The sequence below is a fragment of the Diaphorobacter limosus genome, from assembly GCF_033100095.1.
Lineage (GTDB): Bacteria > Pseudomonadota > Gammaproteobacteria > Burkholderiales > Burkholderiaceae_C > Alicycliphilus > Alicycliphilus limosus.
Window position 1 is genome coordinate 3482937 of sequence record NZ_CP136921.1, and the last position, 15714, is coordinate 3498650.

At 65.7% G+C, this 15714-nt stretch carries 20 protein-coding genes; 19 read left to right on the forward strand and 1 reads right to left on the reverse strand.

Annotated elements, in window-relative coordinates; translation table 11 throughout:
* Positions 1–135: 135 nt before the first annotated feature.
* From P4826_RS16660 to hisD, 12 genes are all read left to right on the forward strand, one after another.
* Positions 136–972, forward strand: a complete 837-nt coding sequence (locus tag P4826_RS16660) for an ABC transporter ATP-binding protein (RefSeq protein ID WP_317701477.1) — start codon at positions 136–138, stop codon at positions 970–972.
* Positions 969–1751, forward strand: coding sequence for a lipid asymmetry maintenance ABC transporter permease subunit MlaE (mlaE, locus tag P4826_RS16665; RefSeq protein WP_317701478.1), 783 nt, complete (start codon positions 969–971; stop codon positions 1749–1751). Before P4826_RS16660 ends, mlaE begins: the two co-directional genes overlap by 4 nt.
* A gap of 34 nt (positions 1752–1785) precedes the next feature.
* Positions 1786–2274, forward strand: a complete 489-nt coding sequence (gene mlaD, locus P4826_RS16670; protein WP_317701479.1) for an outer membrane lipid asymmetry maintenance protein MlaD — start codon at positions 1786–1788, stop codon at positions 2272–2274.
* Positions 2271–3008, forward strand: a complete 738-nt coding sequence (locus P4826_RS16675; RefSeq protein WP_317701480.1) for an MlaA family lipoprotein — start codon at positions 2271–2273, stop codon at positions 3006–3008. The genes mlaD and P4826_RS16675 overlap by 4 nt, the downstream gene beginning before the upstream one ends.
* 216 nt (positions 3009–3224) lie before the next feature.
* The gene (locus tag P4826_RS16680) at positions 3225–3887 is read left to right on the forward strand and encodes an MlaC/ttg2D family ABC transporter substrate-binding protein (RefSeq protein WP_317701481.1); all 663 of its coding nucleotides are present in this window, start codon (positions 3225–3227) and stop codon (positions 3885–3887) included.
* A 16-nt stretch (positions 3888–3903) separates the two neighbouring features.
* Positions 3904–4173 carry an STAS domain-containing protein gene (locus tag P4826_RS16685; RefSeq protein ID WP_317701482.1) on the forward strand — a complete coding sequence of 90 codons (270 nt, stop codon included), beginning with the start codon at positions 3904–3906 and terminating at the stop codon, positions 4171–4173.
* Between the two features lie 59 nt (positions 4174–4232).
* Complete coding sequence (locus tag P4826_RS16690) at positions 4233–5153, forward strand: ABC transporter ATP-binding protein (RefSeq protein WP_317701483.1); 921 nt, start codon at positions 4233–4235, stop codon at positions 5151–5153.
* Positions 5150–5905 carry an ABC transporter permease gene (locus P4826_RS16695; RefSeq protein ID WP_317701484.1) on the forward strand — a complete coding sequence of 252 codons (756 nt, stop codon included), beginning with the start codon at positions 5150–5152 and terminating at the stop codon, positions 5903–5905. The genes P4826_RS16690 and P4826_RS16695 overlap by 4 nt, the downstream gene beginning before the upstream one ends.
* A gap of 15 nt (positions 5906–5920) precedes the next feature.
* Entirely contained in the window at positions 5921–6166 is a 246-nt protein-coding gene (locus P4826_RS16700) for a BolA family protein (RefSeq protein WP_317701485.1), read from the forward strand.
* Between the two features lie 73 nt (positions 6167–6239).
* Complete coding sequence (gene murA / locus P4826_RS16705; protein WP_317701486.1) at positions 6240–7517, forward strand: UDP-N-acetylglucosamine 1-carboxyvinyltransferase; 1278 nt, start codon at positions 6240–6242, stop codon at positions 7515–7517.
* A gap of 2 nt (positions 7518–7519) precedes the next feature.
* Positions 7520–8161: an ATP phosphoribosyltransferase gene (gene hisG / locus P4826_RS16710; RefSeq protein ID WP_317703781.1), complete on the forward strand. Its 642-nt coding sequence runs from the start codon at positions 7520–7522 to the stop codon at positions 8159–8161.
* A gap of 11 nt (positions 8162–8172) precedes the next feature.
* Complete coding sequence (gene hisD / locus P4826_RS16715) at positions 8173–9489, forward strand: histidinol dehydrogenase (protein ID WP_317701487.1); 1317 nt, start codon at positions 8173–8175, stop codon at positions 9487–9489.
* Positions 9490–9502: 13 nt separating this feature from the next.
* Here the strand turns inward: hisD and P4826_RS16720 are convergent, their stop codons facing one another.
* On the reverse strand, positions 9503–10696 hold the full coding sequence (locus tag P4826_RS16720; RefSeq protein ID WP_317701488.1) for an ATP-binding protein: 1194 nt from the start codon (positions 10694–10696) through the stop codon (positions 9503–9505).
* Between the two features lie 144 nt (positions 10697–10840).
* On the opposite strand from P4826_RS16720, the gene P4826_RS16725 reads away from it, so the two are divergent.
* From P4826_RS16725 to hisH, 7 genes are read left to right on the forward strand one after another with little or no spacing between them, the layout of a single operon-like run.
* A complete protein-coding gene (locus P4826_RS16725) occupies positions 10841–11035 on the forward strand; it encodes a GmrSD restriction endonuclease domain-containing protein (protein WP_317701489.1) in 195 nt (64 codons plus the stop codon).
* Between the two features lie 27 nt (positions 11036–11062).
* Positions 11063–12457: a hypothetical protein gene (locus P4826_RS16730; RefSeq protein WP_317701490.1), complete on the forward strand. Its 1395-nt coding sequence runs from the start codon at positions 11063–11065 to the stop codon at positions 12455–12457.
* A 54-nt stretch (positions 12458–12511) separates the two neighbouring features.
* Positions 12512–12781 carry a DUF6364 family protein gene (locus tag P4826_RS16735; RefSeq protein WP_317701491.1) on the forward strand — a complete coding sequence of 90 codons (270 nt, stop codon included), beginning with the start codon at positions 12512–12514 and terminating at the stop codon, positions 12779–12781.
* Entirely contained in the window at positions 12778–13224 is a 447-nt protein-coding gene (locus P4826_RS16740) for a PIN domain-containing protein (RefSeq protein WP_317701492.1), read from the forward strand. Before P4826_RS16735 ends, P4826_RS16740 begins: the two co-directional genes overlap by 4 nt.
* Positions 13221–14333 carry a histidinol-phosphate transaminase gene (hisC, locus tag P4826_RS16745; protein ID WP_425605182.1) on the forward strand — a complete coding sequence of 371 codons (1113 nt, stop codon included), beginning with the start codon at positions 13221–13223 and terminating at the stop codon, positions 14331–14333. Before P4826_RS16740 ends, hisC begins: the two co-directional genes overlap by 4 nt.
* Positions 14330–14962, forward strand: coding sequence for an imidazoleglycerol-phosphate dehydratase HisB (gene hisB / locus P4826_RS16750; RefSeq protein WP_317701493.1), 633 nt, complete (start codon positions 14330–14332; stop codon positions 14960–14962). Before hisC ends, hisB begins: the two co-directional genes overlap by 4 nt.
* A gap of 51 nt (positions 14963–15013) precedes the next feature.
* The gene (gene hisH, locus P4826_RS16755) at positions 15014–15682 is read left to right on the forward strand and encodes an imidazole glycerol phosphate synthase subunit HisH (RefSeq protein WP_317701494.1); all 669 of its coding nucleotides are present in this window, start codon (positions 15014–15016) and stop codon (positions 15680–15682) included.
* The last annotated feature ends 32 nt before the right edge of the window (positions 15683–15714 follow it).

Below are 15714 nucleotides of genomic sequence, written 5' to 3' on the forward strand. Positions count from 1 at the left end.
CCCAAGAGTATATGCGTTGTTGCTGAAATGCATAAGATGTGCCATGGCGCCAGCGGGTTTGCACCTATAATGCAAGGCTTTGCCATTTTCTTGCGCGGCAGGCCTAGCCGGCTGTCCGCCACCTTGCCCACAACCATGTCTTCTTCAGACGATGCCCTCGTGCAGCTGCGCAACGTCACCTTCGGGTATGGCGAGCGCGTGGTGCTGCGCGACCTGTCGTTGACCGTGCCGCGTGGCAAGGTCACGGCCATCATGGGCGCCTCGGGCGGCGGCAAGACCACCATATTGCGCCTGATCGGCGGGCAGCAGCGCGCCCAGCAGGGCCAGGTGCTGGTCAACGGCCAGGATGTGGGCGCGATGGGCATGGAGCAGCTCTACGCCGCGCGCCGGCGCATGGGTATGCTGTTTCAGTTCGGCGCGCTGTTCACCGACATGAGTGTGTTCGACAACGTGGCCTTTCCGCTGCGCGAGCACACCGACCTGCCCGAGGAGCTGATCCGCGACATCGTGCTGATGAAGCTGCACGCCGTGGGCCTGCGCGGCGCGCGCGACCTCATGCCCAGCCAGGTCTCGGGCGGCATGGCGCGGCGCGTGGCGCTGGCGCGGGCGATTGCGCTCGATCCCGAGCTCATCATGTACGACGAGCCCTTCGCCGGGCTGGATCCGATTTCCCTGGGCACGGCGGCGCAGCTCATACGCGAGCTCAACAACGCCATGGGCCTGACCACGGTCATCGTCTCGCACGACCTGGAGGAGACCTTCCGCCTGGCCGACCACGTCATCATCCTCGGCCCCGGCACCGTGGCCGCGCAGGGCACGCCCGACGAGGTGCGCGCCAGCCAGGATCCGCTGGTGCACCAGTTCGTGCATGCGCTGCCCACCGGCCCCGTGCCGTTTCACTATCCCGGCCCCAGCGTGGCGCAGGACTTCGGCCCCGTCGGGGCGCAACAGCAGGGCGGAGGTATGTCATGAGCTGGTGGCGGCCATCGGATGTGGGCTTTGCCGTGCGCTGCAAGCTGGCCGACGTAGGCATGGGCGCGCGCCTGTTCGCGCGCCTGGTGGCGCTGTTCGGCCCGGCCATGCGCCGCTTTGGCCTGGTGCGCGACCAGGTGCATTTTCTGGGCAACTATTCGCTGTCCATCATCACCATGTCGGGCCTGTTTGTCGGCTTTGTGCTGGCGCTGCAGGGCTACAACGTACTGCAGCTCTATGGCTCGGCCAATTCGCTGGGCCTGGTGGTCACGCTGGGGCTGGTGCGCGAACTGGGGCCGGTGATCACGGCGCTGCTGTTCGCGGGCCGCGCCGGCACCTCGCTGACGGCCGAGATCGGCCTGATGCGCGCGGGCGAGCAGCTCTCGGCCATGGAGATGATGGCTGTGGATCCGGTGCGGCGCATCCTGGCGCCGCGCTTCTGGGGCGGGGTGATCGCCATGCCGCTCTTGGCCCTGGTGTTCAACGCCGTCGGCGTGATCGGCGGCTGGCTGGTCGGCGTGGTGTTGATTGGCGTGGATGCGGGCGCCTTCTGGGGCCAGATGCAGGGTGGCGTCGATGTCTTCAAGGACGTGGGCAACGGCATCGTCAAGAGCCTGGCCTTTGGCGTGGCCGTCACCTTCATCGCCGTGCTGCAGGGCTATGTGGCCAAGCCCACGCCCGAGGGCGTGTCGCGCGCCACCACGCGCACCGTGGTCATGGCCTCGCTTACCGTGCTGGCGTTGGACTTCGTCCTCACGGCAGTGATGTTCAGTATTTGAGGGCGGAACGCACGCCCACAGGGAGAAATTCACCATGCAGCATTCCAAGAACGATCTCTGGGTTGGCCTGTTTGTCCTGCTGGGGGCCGCGGCGCTGATCTTTCTGGCCCTGCAGTCGGCCAATCTGCTGAACCTGAACTTCCGTTCGGGTTACGTGATTTCGGCACGTTTCGACAACATCGGCGGCCTGAAGCCCAAGTCGGCGGTACGCAGCGCCGGCGTGGTCGTCGGGCGCGTGCGCGACATCACCTTCGACGACGCTACTTTTCAGGCGCGCGTGACGCTGGAGCTGGAAAACCGTTACCTTTTCCCCAAGGACAGCTCGCTCAAGATTTTGACCAGCGGGCTGCTGGGTGATCAATACATTGGCATCGAGCCCGGCGCCGACGAACACAACCTGGCGAGTGGCGACCTGGTGACCGCCACGCAGTCGGCCGTGGTGCTGGAAAATCTCATAGGCCAGTTCCTGTACAGCAAGGCCGAGGAAAACGCAGCACCCGCGGGTGCAGGAGGAAAAAAATGACAACCGAGAAACCATCCACGCCCTGGGCTGTGCACCCGGCGGCGCTGCTGCTGGGCGCGGCGCTCCTGAGCGGCTGCGCCACGGGTCCCAACGCCAATCCGGCCGACCCACTGGAACCGTACAACCGCAGCATGTCCACGTTCAACGAGAACGTGGACAAGGCCGTGCTCAAGCCCGTGGCCACGGCCTACCGCGACGTGACGCCGCAGCCCTTGCGCACCGGCGTGACCAACTTCTTTGCCAACCTGGGCGATGCCTGGTCGTTCGTCAACAACGTGTTGCAATTCAAGGGCCGCGAGGCCTTCGACAGCCTGGTGCGACTGAGCGTCAACACCGTGTTTGGCCTGGGCGGCGTGCTCGACGTGGCCAGCGAGGCCGGCATCGACCGCCACAAGCAGGACTTCGGCCTGACCCTGGGCCACTGGGGCGTGCCCACCGGCCCCTACCTGGTGCTGCCGCTGCTGGGGTCGTCCACGGTGCGCGACACGGCGGCCCTGCCGGTCGATTTCTATGTGGGCGACCTGGTGGATCAGGTGGATGACATGGGGGTGCGCAATTCGCTCTATGGCCTGCGCATCATCAACACGCGTGCCAACCTGCTGGGCACGACCTCGGTGATCGATACGGCGGCGCTGGATCGCTACAGCTTCACGCGCGATGCGTACCTGCAGCTGCGCAGTGGCGCGAAGGCCGGCGCTGGTGCTGACGAAGGCAAGCTGCCCGAAGACTATTGATTCCATTTCTAAATCACCCGTATCGTTGTTACTTCGCCTTGTCGTGCTACAGCACTGCCTGCGGCTTCGCGCCTAGACACGAATGATTTGGAAACGGAAGGACATTGACGGCGAGGCTGCGGCCGGTTGCAGCTGCTTGCATACCGGCATGCGGGCGACGCAATGCGCGTGCGTCCACGCCTCACAATCTCGCAACAACCCTGCAAGGATCACCTCATGATGAATCGTCGCACCCTGACGCAATCGGCCGCCGCCCTGGCCGCCGCTGCCTGGCTGCCCTGGCACACGGCCGCGCTGGCCGCCGAGGAGGCGCCCGACGCGCTCGTCAAGCGCCTGTCGGCCGACGTGCTGGACACCTTGCGCAATGACAAGTCCATCAAGTCGGGCGATGTGGACAAGATCATCGCGCTGGTGGACAAGACCATCATGCCGCATGTGAACTTCCGCCGCATGACCGCCGCCGCCGTCGGCCCGGCCTGGCGCAAGGCCACGCCCGAGCAGCAAAAGCGCCTGCAGGATGAGTTCAAGCAGCTCCTGGTGCGCACCTACTCGGGGGCGCTGAACCAGGTTTCGGACCAGAGCATCGTCGTCAAGCCGCTGCGCGCCGCGCCCGGGGACACGGACGTGCTGGTGCGCACCGAGGTCATTGGCCGTGGCGACCCGGTGCAGCTGGACTATCGCCTGGAGAAGTCCCCCGGCGCGGACGGCGGCTGGAAGATCTACAACCTGAATGTGCTCGGCGTGTGGCTGGTGGAGACCTACCGCAGCCAGTTTGCCCAGGAGGTCAACGCCAAGGGCGTGGACGGCCTGATCGCGGCCCTGGCCGCGCGCAACAAGGCCAATGCCGAGGGCACCACCGGTGTCGCCGGCACCAAGTAAGGGCGAGGGGGCCTGCATGCTGGTGTTGCCGGCCGAGCTCACGCACCGCCAGGCCTCCGACGCCCTGCGCATGCTGCTGCAGGCGCTCAAGGCCCAGCGCGAGCCGCAGGTGGTGGTGGACGCCGGGGCCCTGGCTACCTTTGATACGTCGGCCCTGGCCGTGCTGCTGGAATGCCGCCGCACGGCCCTGTTCGACGGCCGCGGCTTCATGGTCAAGGCCCTGCCGCCGGCGCTGGCGAGCCTGGCCGGCCTGTACGGCGTGCAAGAGCTGTTGCCCGCCGTGTGAGGGCTTTGCCCCGCGGGCCAGGCCCCGCCAGCGGGCGGCGCTTAAAATGCCCGGTTCCCATGCCCGCAGTCTCATTTCAATCCGTCTCCAAAATCTTCCCCACATCCAGGGGGCCGTTCCAGGCCCTGCAGGGTGTCAGCCTGGACATCCAGGAGGGCGAATTCTTCGGCCTGCTGGGCCCCAACGGCGCCGGCAAGACCACCCTGATCAGTATCCTGGCCGGCCTGTCGCGCGCGAGCCAGGGGCGCGTCACGGTGCTGGGCCACGACGTGCAAGCCGACTTTGCCGCCGCGCGCCATCGCCTGGGCGTGGTGCCGCAGGAACTGGTGTTCGACCCCTTTTTCAACGTGCGCGAGACGCTGCGCCTGCAGTCGGGCTACTTCGGCGTGAAGAACAACGACGCCTGGATCGACGAGCTGCTGGAGAGCCTGGGCCTGGCCGACAAGGCCACGGCCAACATGCGGCAACTGTCGGGCGGCATGAAGCGGCGCGTGCTGGTGGCCCAGGCCCTGGTGCACAAGCCGCCCATCATCGTGCTCGACGAGCCCACGGCGGGTGTGGACGTGGAGTTGCGCCAGACCCTGTGGCAGTTCGTTGCCCGCCTGAACAAGCGGGGCCACACGGTGCTGTTAACGACGCACTACCTGGAAGAGGCCGAGGCCCTGTGCCACCGCATCGCCATGCTGAAAAACGGCCGCGTGGTGGCGCTCGACAGCACCTCGCAGCTGCTCAAGAGCACCAACATCAGCGTGCTGCAGTTCAAGACCGATGCCCCGTTGCCCGCGGCACTGGCCGGCCTGGCACGAGTCACGGGACGCATCGTGCAGTTGCCGGCGCAGGACGCGGCCGAGATCGAGCACCACCTGGCGGCGCTGCGCCAGGCCGGCATCGCCCCCGAGGATGTGGAGATACGCCGCGCCGACCTGGAGGATGTGTTCCTGCAGGTCATGAACGCCGCCGCAGAAGGGCAGACTTCATGACCGGCTGGCAGACCCTGTTCTACAAGGAAGTGCTGCGCTTTTGGAAGGTTGCCTTCCAGACCGTGGCCGCGCCCGTGCTCACGGCCGTGCTGTACCTGTTGATCTTCAGCCATGTGCTGGAGAGCAGCGTCAAGGTCTACGGCAGCTTGAGCTACACCAGCTTTCTGGTGCCGGGCCTGGTGATGATGAGCCTGCTGCAGAACGCCTTTGCCAACAGCTCGTCCAGCCTGATCCAGAGCAAGATCATGGGCAACCTGGTGTTCGTGCTGCTCACACCCCTGTCGCATCGCGCCTGGTTTGCCGCCTATGTGGGCTCTTCGGTGCTGCGTGGGCTGCTCGTCGGGCTGGGGGTGTTCGGGGTGACGCTGTTCTTTGCACGCCCGGCCTTTGCCGCGCCGCTGTGGATCTTCATCTTCGCCTTTCTGGGCGCGGCGTTGCTGGGCACGCTGGGCGTGGTTGCCGGGCTGTGGGCCGACAAGTTCGACCAGATGGCCTCGTTCCAGAACTTCATCATCATGCCGATGACGTTTTTGTCCGGCGTGTTCTACTCCATCCACTCCCTGCCGCCGTTCTGGCAACAGGCCAGCCGCTTCAACCCGTTTTTCTACATGATCGACGGCTTCCGCTATGGCTTCTTTGGCGTGAGCGACATCTCGCCCTGGATCAGCCTGGCTGTCGTCGGCCTGGCCTGGGCCCTGATCAGCCTGCTGGCGCTGCACCTGCTGCGCACCGGCTACAAGATCCGTAACTGATTGACATTTTTTGCCATGACCGCAGACCACATCAAAGACATCATCCGCGCCGGCCTGGCCTGCGAGCACATCACGCTGGAGGGCGACGGCCGCCACTGGTACGCCGTCATCGTCTCGCCCGAGTTCGAGGGCAAGCGCCCGATCGCGCGCCACCAGCGCGTCTACGCCACGCTGGGCGACAAGATGGCGCGCGATGAGGTGCACGCGCTGTCCATGAAGACCTTCACCCCGGCCGAATGGGCGGCGGCGCAGCAGGATTGATACTCCTGTTTTGATAGCTGTTTGCGTTTGATGGATAAGCGCTAAAGCCCAATTTGACGTAAAGATTTGCCCGATGGACAAGCTATTGGTACATGGCGGCCGCCCACTGCATGGCGAGGTCGTCATCTCCGGCGCCAAGAATGCCGCCCTGCCCGAGATGTGCGCCGCGCTGCTCACGGCTGAGCCCGTGCACCTGATCAACGTGCCGCGCCTGCATGACGTGCGCACCATGCGCAAGCTGCTGGACAACATGGGCGTGGCCAGCGAGACCCATGGCGAGCGCGGCGGCATCAGCTTTGTCGCGCATGATGCGCTCAGCCCCGAGGCGCCCTACGAGCTGGTGAAGACCATGCGTGCCTCGGTGCTGGCGCTGGGGCCGCTGTTGGCGCGCTTTGGCGAGGCCACGGTGTCGCTGCCCGGCGGCTGCGCCATAGGCTCGCGCCCGGTGGACCAGCACATCAAGGGCCTACAGGCCATGGGCGCGCAGATCACGGTCGAGCATGGCTACATGATCGCCAAGCTGCCGCCGGGGCAAAGCCGCCTCAGGGGCGCGCGCATCTCCACCGACATGATCACCGTCACCGGCACCGAGAACCTGCTGATGGCAGCCACGCTGGCCGAGGGCGAGACGGTGCTGCAGAACGCCGCCCAGGAGCCCGAGGTGACCGACCTGGCCGAAATGCTGATCAAGATGGGCGCGAAGATCGAGGGCCATGGCACCAGCCGCATCAGCATCCAGGGCGTGGATCGGCTGCACGGCTGCACGCACCAGGTGGTGGCCGACCGCATCGAGGCCGGCACCTTTTTGTGCGCCGTGGCCGCCACCGGCGGCGACGCCTTTCTGCGCCACGCCCGTGCCGACCATCTGGATGCCGTGATCGACAAGCTGCTGGAGGCCGGCGTGCAGGTCACCGCCGAGGACGGCGGCATGCGCGTGCGCAGCCCTGGCGGCGCGCTGCTGAAGGCGCAGAGCTTTCGCACCACCGAATACCCGGGCTTTCCGACCGACATGCAGGCGCAGTTCATGGCCCTGAACGTGCTGGCCCAGGGCACGTCCACGGTCACCGAGACCATCTTTGAAAACCGCTTCATGCATGTCAATGAGCTCTCGCGCCTGGGCGCGCATATCGCCATTGACGGGCGCGAGGCCACGGTGACCGGCGGCGCCCAGCTGTCTGGCGCCACCGTCATGGCCACCGACCTGCGCGCCTCGGCCAGCCTGGTGATTGCCGGCCTGGTGGCCAGCGGCGAGACCCTGGTTGACCGCATCTACCACCTGGACCGTGGCTACGACCGCATGGAGGACAAGCTGCGCGGCCTGGGTGCCGACATCGAAAGACTCTCCACATGAGCATGATCACCCTGGCCCTGTCCAAGGGCCGCATCTTTGACGAGACCCTGCCGCTGCTGGCCGCCGCCGGCATCACGGTGACGGAAGACCCGGAGAAGTCGCGCAAGCTCATTCTGGCCACCAACCAGCCCCATGTGCGCGTGGTGCTGGTGCGCGCCAGCGACGTGCCGACCTACGTCGAATACGGCGGCGCCGACCTGGGCGTGGCCGGCAAGGACTCGCTGATCGAGCATGGCGGCCAGGGGCTGTTTCGGCCGCTGGACCTGCAGATTGCCAAGTGCCGCGTCAGCGTGGCGGTGCGCAACGGCTTTGATTACCAGGAGGCCGTCACCCAGGGCTCGCGCCTGAAGGTGGCCACCAAGTACACCAGTATCGCGCGCGACTTCTTCTCGGCCAAGGGCGTGCATGTGGACATGATCAAGCTCTACGGCAGCATGGAGCTGGCGCCGCTGACCGGCATGGCGGACGCCATCGTCGATCTGGTCTCCACCGGCAACACGCTCAAGGCCAACGACCTGGTCGAGGTCGAGCACATCATGGACATCAGCAGCCACCTGGTGGTCAACCAGGCCGCGCTGAAATTAAAGCAAGCCGGACTCAAGCCCATCATCGACGCCTTTGCCTCTGCCGTGCCCCAGGATTGATCAGGTTTACTATGCAATTCGTAGCTGCTCCCGCACGCTTGTCAACCGATTCAGCCACTTTTGAGGCTGATTTTGCAGCCCGCCTGCACTGGTCGGCCGAGCAGGACGCCGCCATCGAGGAGCGTGTCGCCGCCATCCTGGCCGACGTGCAGACACGCGGCGACGCGGCGGTGCTCGAATACACCCAGCGCTTTGACGGCGTGCAGGCACAGAGCATGGCCGCGCTGGAGCTGAGCCAGGCCGAATTGAAAGCCGCCTACGACAGCCTGCCGGCCGAGCAAAAAGACGCGCTGACGGCCGCCGCCGCCCGCGTGCGCAGCTACCACGAGGCGCAGAAAAAAGCCTGCGGCGAGAGCTGGAGCTACCGCGACGCGGACGGCACGCTGCTGGGCCAGAAGGTCACCCCACTCGACCGCGTCGGCATCTACGTGCCCGGCGGCAAGGCCGCCTACCCGAGCAGCGTGCTGATGAACGCCATCCCGGCGCATGTGGCGGGCGTGCCCGAGATCATCATGGTCGTGCCCACGCCGCGCGGCGAGAAGAACCCGCTGGTGCTGGCCGCCGCCTACGTGGCGGGCGTGACGCGCGGCTTTACCGTGGGCGGCGCGCAGGCCGTCGCCGCGCTGGCCTACGGCACGGCCACCATCCCCAAGGTGGACAAAATCACCGGCCCCGGCAACGCCTACGTCGCCAGCGCCAAGAAGCGCGTCTTTGGCCAGGTCGGCATAGACATGATCGCCGGCCCGTCAGAAATTCTGGTGCTGGCCGACGGCACAACGCCCGCCGACTGGGTGGCCATGGATTTGTTCAGCCAGGCCGAGCACGACGAGCTGGCGCAGGCCATCCTGCTGTGCCCCGATGCCGACTACATCGCCGCCGTGCAGGCCGCCATCGAGCGCCTCTTGCCCGAAATGCCGCGCGCCGAGATCATCGCCAAATCCTTGGCCGGCCGCGGCGCGCTGATCCACACGCGCAGCATGGAAGAGGCCTGCGAAATATCCAACCGCATCGCGCCGGAACACCTGGAAGTCTCCAGCCGCGAGCCGCAGCGCTGGGAGCCGCTGCTAAGGCATGCCGGCGCCATCTTCCTGGGCGCCTACACCAGCGAATCGCTGGGCGACTACTGCGCCGGGCCCAATCACGTGCTGCCCACCAGCGGCACGGCGCGCTTCTCCTCGCCCCTGGGCGTGTACGACTTCCAAAAGCGCAGCAGCCTGATCGAGGTGAGTGAAGCCGGCGCCCAGGTGCTGGGCCGCATCGCCAGCGTGCTGGCGCGCGGCGAGGGTCTACAGGGACACGCAAGGGCGGCGGAGATGCGGCTGAAATAAGCCCGCGCCCCGATCACGCGCCGCCCCGCAGCACGCCGGCCAGGTCGGCCAGGCCGATGGCCTGCGCGCCGTGGCGCAGCGGAAAGCGCTCCGTGCCCGGGTACACCACCCAGCGCTGCTGCACGCTCAAATCCTGGCAGGCCTGGCCAAAGCCGCGCTCCAGTGACGGGGCGCTGGAGCGTTTGATTTCTATGGCCATTTGCGGCTGGCCGCCGCGCTCTATCAGCAGGTCGACCTCGGCCCCTTCGTGCGTGCGGTAAAACCACGCGCGGCTACCGGCGGGCAGGCTGTGCACCAGGGTTTCGATGGCCAGGCCTTCAAAGCTGGCGCCCGCCACCGGGTGGCCGAGCACGGCGTCCAGCGTCTCCAGGCCCAGCAGGGCATGGACCAGCCCGCTGTCGCGCACATAGACCTTGGGCGTCTTGACCAGGCGCTTGCCCGCGTTGGTGGACCAGGGGCTCAGGCGGCGCACCAGTTGCAGATCGACCAGCAGATCGACATAGCGCACCACGGTGGGCGCGCTCACCCCCAGGCTGGCGGCCAATTGCGACTGGTTGAGCAGCCCGCCCTGCTGGTGCGCCAGCATGGTCCATAAGCGCTCCAGAGCCTGGGCGGGCATGCGCGGCGCGAACATGGGGACGTCGCGCTCCAGGTAAGAGCGGATGAAATCCTGGCGCCAGGTAAAGCTCAGGCCGTCGCTGGCGGCCAGCAGGCTGTCGGGAAAACCGCCCCGGCTCCACAGCACATCGGTGGGCAGGCCATGGGCCGTGGCCTCTGGGGCATTGACGGGCGCCATCTCCAGATAGGCCACGCGCCCGGCCAGGCTCTCGCTGGACTGGCGCATCAAATCCAGCGCGGCCGAGCCCAGCAGCAAGAAATGCCCAAAATGCTGGCCCGCCGCGCGGCGCTCGTCGATCAGGCCGCGCAGCACGGCGAAGATTTCCGGCGCGCGGTGGATTTCGTCAATGACCACCAGCTTGGGCGCCTGCATGCGCAGATAGGCCTCGGCATCGTCCAGGCGCCGGCGATCGGAGGGTAGCTCCAGATCCAGATAGGTGGCACCCTGCGGCCAGCTGGCGGCCAGGCGCCGGGCCAGCGTGGTCTTGCCCACCTGGCGTGGCCCCAGCAGCACCACGGCAGGCGCGGCGTGGCGCAGCCGGTCGGCGACCAGGGATTCGATGTGGCGGGTGATGTCCAATGGTTGCATTCACGAAAATTATAAGTGTGACTTTTAATTTTCGTGGTTGCATTGCTGGGTTGGTATGGGTTGCCAAGTGGGCGGAAGCATGTTCAGCTGCCACTATCATGGCACTCGGGCGCCAATATCTACTAGCGCGAAGGAATTTGTTGCATGGCTGGATGGACGTTTCAAACCAATCCGTTTTACCTGCACAAGCTGCTGGAAGACTGTCACAGCGGTGCCTTGCAGCTACCCGACTTCCAGCGCAGCTGGGTGTGGGACGAGGAGCGCATCAAGAGCCTGATCGCCTCGGTGTTGCGGGCGTTTCCGGTGGGGGCGTTGACGACACGGCATTCATCCTGCTGATCAGGCAGTGGAGCCATGGAAAGTGGTATGCCGCATTTGCTGCTGACGATCTTTGCCGGCCATGCTGATGTAACGGTACCAGGTCTGACAACTGCAGCGTGTCGTGTTCCGATACGGTTTGACCCACAAGCGCTGCGGCTGGAGGCGTTCCTGCCCGCCACAGATCCAGTTTGTCGCGCATTGGTGGATGAGCGGAGGTCTGTCGCCATTCACCTGTGCAATGTGGTGCTTGGCGACCCGGCAGCCACGGTGCAGCTACGAGCGCAGGAGTTGCGGCTGTACCGCAACAACCCGCTGTCCGCATGGCCCGAGTGGAGCGGGCTAACTGATTGCGAGCTGGAGCCCGAGGCCAGAGAAACGCGGCGCCTGGAGTTGGCGCCGTCGGCGCAGCAGCTTGAGTTCATTGCGGATGATGAGCTTTCTCGCGCACATCCTTTTCAGGTCTATTTCGGCGGAGCACTGGCAGGTTTGCGCGCACCGCTTCCCTTGGAGCGCACAGCCGACACGCCCGCTGTTTCCTTTTGCTGCAACCACCCGCAATCCGGCGTGTTGTGCGCATTCGGGGAAGAAGATTTTTTCTCGCTGGAGCCGCGCATCCACGCGGCATGGATGCTGATCCATGGACGCAGGCTTGCGCCCGTGTTGCAGATTCAGGGGCGGAAGATTGGTTTCTTTGGCCACACTGCATGCAGAAAACCGTCGTACCTGCCATTGCTCGATGGCTGGGGCTCTGCATTGCCCGACAGTGTCATGCGCGGTTTTGTGTACATGGAGAGGGACCGTTTCAGCAAGGCGTACCGGGCACTGAAATATTTCCTTGATGGGAAACAGGCGGATGCTTCGCTGGAAGCGCGCTACATGCTCTTGATGAATTGTGTTGAGGCCATGGATGGTGTGTGGCAACTCACAGAGAGCACCACGGCGGCGCTGCTGGGTGTCTCTGACGCTGCTGCCTTTTTATTCAATGGCATGCGCAACAAGCTGGTGCATGGGCACGGCAGCTATGCGCAAGCGTTTGCTGCGCTTGGCAAGGACAAACTGGACAGCCGCCAGCCGCAAATGGAGCCGGAGCTTGCGGGTTGCATTCAGGAGCAACAGCTTGACTTCGTTCAATTGTGGTTCAGGCTGTGCGAGCGGCTGGATGCGTTCTGGTGCGCTTATCTCGGCGTCCCCGCAGATATGGTGCAGGACAGGTACTCACCAGTCACGCTGATGCCTGCGGTGGATTTGCCCGCGCTGGATCGTGTGATCAAGCAGTGCCAGAACACAGGCAACAACTCGGACAAGGAGTCGCCAGAAATGGAGGAGCTTAGGCGGCAGATCCTGAAGCTGAAACAGAAGAACGATGATCTGAAGGAAAAGCTCAAGGAGCAGGGGCAAGCATATGCACGGCTGAAGAGCGAGCTGGGGTCGAATGATTGATTCTTAAAATCAACACGAATTTCGTGCAACACGAATTCCGTGTACGATGGAGCTATGAAAAACCTCACCATCACCGTCGAAGACAGCGTGCTCGAATGGGCGCGCATCGAGGCGGCGCGCCGGGGCACCAGCGTCTCGCGCATGGTGGGCGACTTCATGGCCGAGATGATGCAGCGTGAGGACGCCTACGAGCGTGCCTACCTGGCCTGGCGCACGGATGAGCGCAGCTGGCAAGCCCAGGTTGCAGCAAAGCCAATAGCGCGTCGCGCAAGCGCAGCAAGGACTAGCGGCCAAAATAACCAAAAAACCGCGGAGGGCGCATGAACCCGGTGTTCGTCGATACCTCGGTGCTCATCGCGGCTGAGGACACGGCCGGCGGCGCGCTCTACCAGGCCTGCCTGGACTGGCTGGATCTGCTCTGGCGCACGCGCAGCGGCCGCACCGGATGCCAGGCGCTGGTGGAGTTCTACGACCAGGTGACGGCCGCGCCCCAACCGCTGCCGCGCGGCGACGCCCGCGCCGCCATGCGCCGCTACCAGACCTGGACGCCCTGGAAGACCGACGCCGCGACGCTGGAGACCGCCTGGGCCATCGAAGCGCGCCATGCGCTCGCCTTTGGCGACTGCTTGCAGCTCGCCTGCGCCCAGCACAGCGGCTGCGCGGCCATGCTCACCCTGGCCCTGCCGCATGGCGCGGTGTTTGCCGGCGCGGCCGTGTGGCATCCGCTGCAGCAAGCCTTGCCCGCATTGGAGAAAGACCCGCAATGAACGAAATTTCCACCCCCTTGCAGCAGGCGGCGCTGGCGCGCATACGCCCGGATGTGCGCGCCATGCACGCCTATGTGGTGCAGGGCGCCGACGGCATGCTGAAGATGGACGCCATGGAGAACCCCTTTGCCCTGCCGCCCGCGCTGCAGGCGCAGCTGGGCCAGCGCCTGGGCGCCCTGGCGCTGAACCGCTATCCCGGCCCGCGCGGCGACGAGCTGCGCGCCGCGCTGGCGCGCCACGCCGGCATGCCCGAGGGCTGCGCGCTGATGCTGGGCAATGGCTCGGACGAGCTCATCAGCCTGCTGGCCCTGGCCTGCGCCCAGAGCGGCGCCACGGTGCTGGCGCCGGTGCCGGGCTTTGTGATGTATGCCATGAGTGCCCAGTTGCAGGGCCTGGGCTTCGTCGGCGTGCCGCTCACGGCGGACTTTGCGCTGGATGAATCCGCCATGCTGGCGGCGATTGCCCAGCACCGCCCGGCCATCACCTTCATCGCCTACCCGAACAACCCCACGGCCACGCTGTGGGACGATGGCGCGGTGCAGCGCATCGTGGACGCCGTCGGCGCCCAGGGCGGCATCGTGGTCATGGACGAGGCCTACCAGCCCTTTGCCAGCCGCAGCTGGATAGAGCGCATGCGAGCCGAGCCGGCGCGCAACGGCCATGTGCTGTTGATGCGCACCTTGAGCAAATTTGGCCTGGCGGGTGTGCGTCTGGGTTACCTGATAGGCCCGAGGCAGCTCGTGGCCGAGGTGGACAAGGTGCGCCCGCCCTACAACATCAGCGTGCTCAACTGCGAGGCGGCGTTGTTCGCCCTGGAGCATGCCGAGGTCTTCGCCGCCCAGGCCGCCGAGATCCGCGCCGAGCGCGAGCGCATCGTGCCGCTCCTGCGCGCCATGCCCGGCGTGCAGAAGGTGTGGGACAGCCAGGCCAACATGGTGCTGCTGCGCGTGCGCGATGCGGCCAAGACCTTTGCCGGCATGAAGGCGCGCAAGGTTCTCGTCAAGAACGTTTCTACAATGCATTTCCTGCTGGCGAACTGCCTGCGTCTGACGGTGGGCAGCCCTGCCGACAATGCCCAGATGCTGGCGGCGCTTGAGGCCTCCCTATGACTTCTTCCGCACTCGTACCCTCCAACCCCGAACCTGGCGCCGAGCGCATCGCCGAGGTCAGCCGCAACACGGCCGAGACGCGCATCAGCGTGCGCGTCAACCTTGACGGCACGGGCGCCGCCCACTTGCACACGGGCATTGGCTTCTTCGACCACATGCTGGACCAGATCGCGCGCCACGGCCTGATCGACATGGATGTGGACTGCGACGGCGACCTGCACATCGACGGCCACCACACGGTCGAAGACGTGGGCATCACCCTGGGCCAGGCCTTTGCCCGCGCCGTGGGCGACAAGAAGGGCATACGCCGCTACGGCCATGCCTATGTGCCGCTGGACGAGGCGCTGTCGCGCGTGGTGGTCGATTTCTCCGGCCGCCCGGGCCTGCACCTGCACATTCCGTTCACGGCGGCCAGCATCGGCGGCTTCGACACCCAGCTCACCTACGAGTTCTTCCAGGGTTTTGTGAACCACGCGGGCGTGACGCTGCACATCGACAACCTGAAGGGCATCAACGCCCACCACCAGTGCGAGACGGTGTTCAAGGCCTTCGCACGCGCGCTGCGCGATGCCTTGGCGCGCGATCCGCGCGCGGCGGGCGTCATACCGTCCACCAAGGGTTCCTTGTAAAAATTCAAGTCAAAATGGCCTGTAACGCTTATTTATCAAGCGCAAACAGCTATGAATAATATAGTAAAAACCGTGGCTATCGTGGACTACGGCATGGGCAATTTGCGCTCCGTCTCCCAGGCCGTGCAGGCCGCGGCCCAGGGCAGCGGCTGGCATGTCGCCGTCACCGCCGATCCTGATGTGGTGCACGCCGCCGCCCGCGTGGTACTGCCCGGCCAGGGCGCCATGCCCGACTGCATGCGCGAGCTGCGCGAATCCGGCCTGCTCGAATCGGTGCTGGAGGCCGCGGCCACCAAGCCGCTGTTCGGCGTCTGCGTGGGCATGCAGATGCTGCTGGACCACAGCGCCGAGGGCGACGTCGCCGGCCTGGGCCTGATCCCGGGCGAGGTGCTCAAGTTCGACCTGGCCGGCCGCACCCAGGCCGACGGCAGCCGCTTCAAGGTGCCGCAGATGGGCTGGAACCGCGTGCGTCAGATGCGCCATGGCGGCCAGCTGCATGCCATGTGGGCCGGCGTGCCGGACGACAGCTACTTCTACTTTGTGCACAGCTTCTACGCGCGCCCGGCCAACCCGGCGCATTGCGCGGGCCAGGCCGACTACGGCGCGCCCTTTGCCGCGGCCATCGCGCGCGATAATATTTTTGCCACCCAGTTCCACCCGGAAAAGAGTGCCGAACATGGGTTGGCGCTGTACCGCAACTTCCTGCACTGGAAGCCCTGACTGACTGGTGGTGCGTTGTGGGTTGAGCGTTT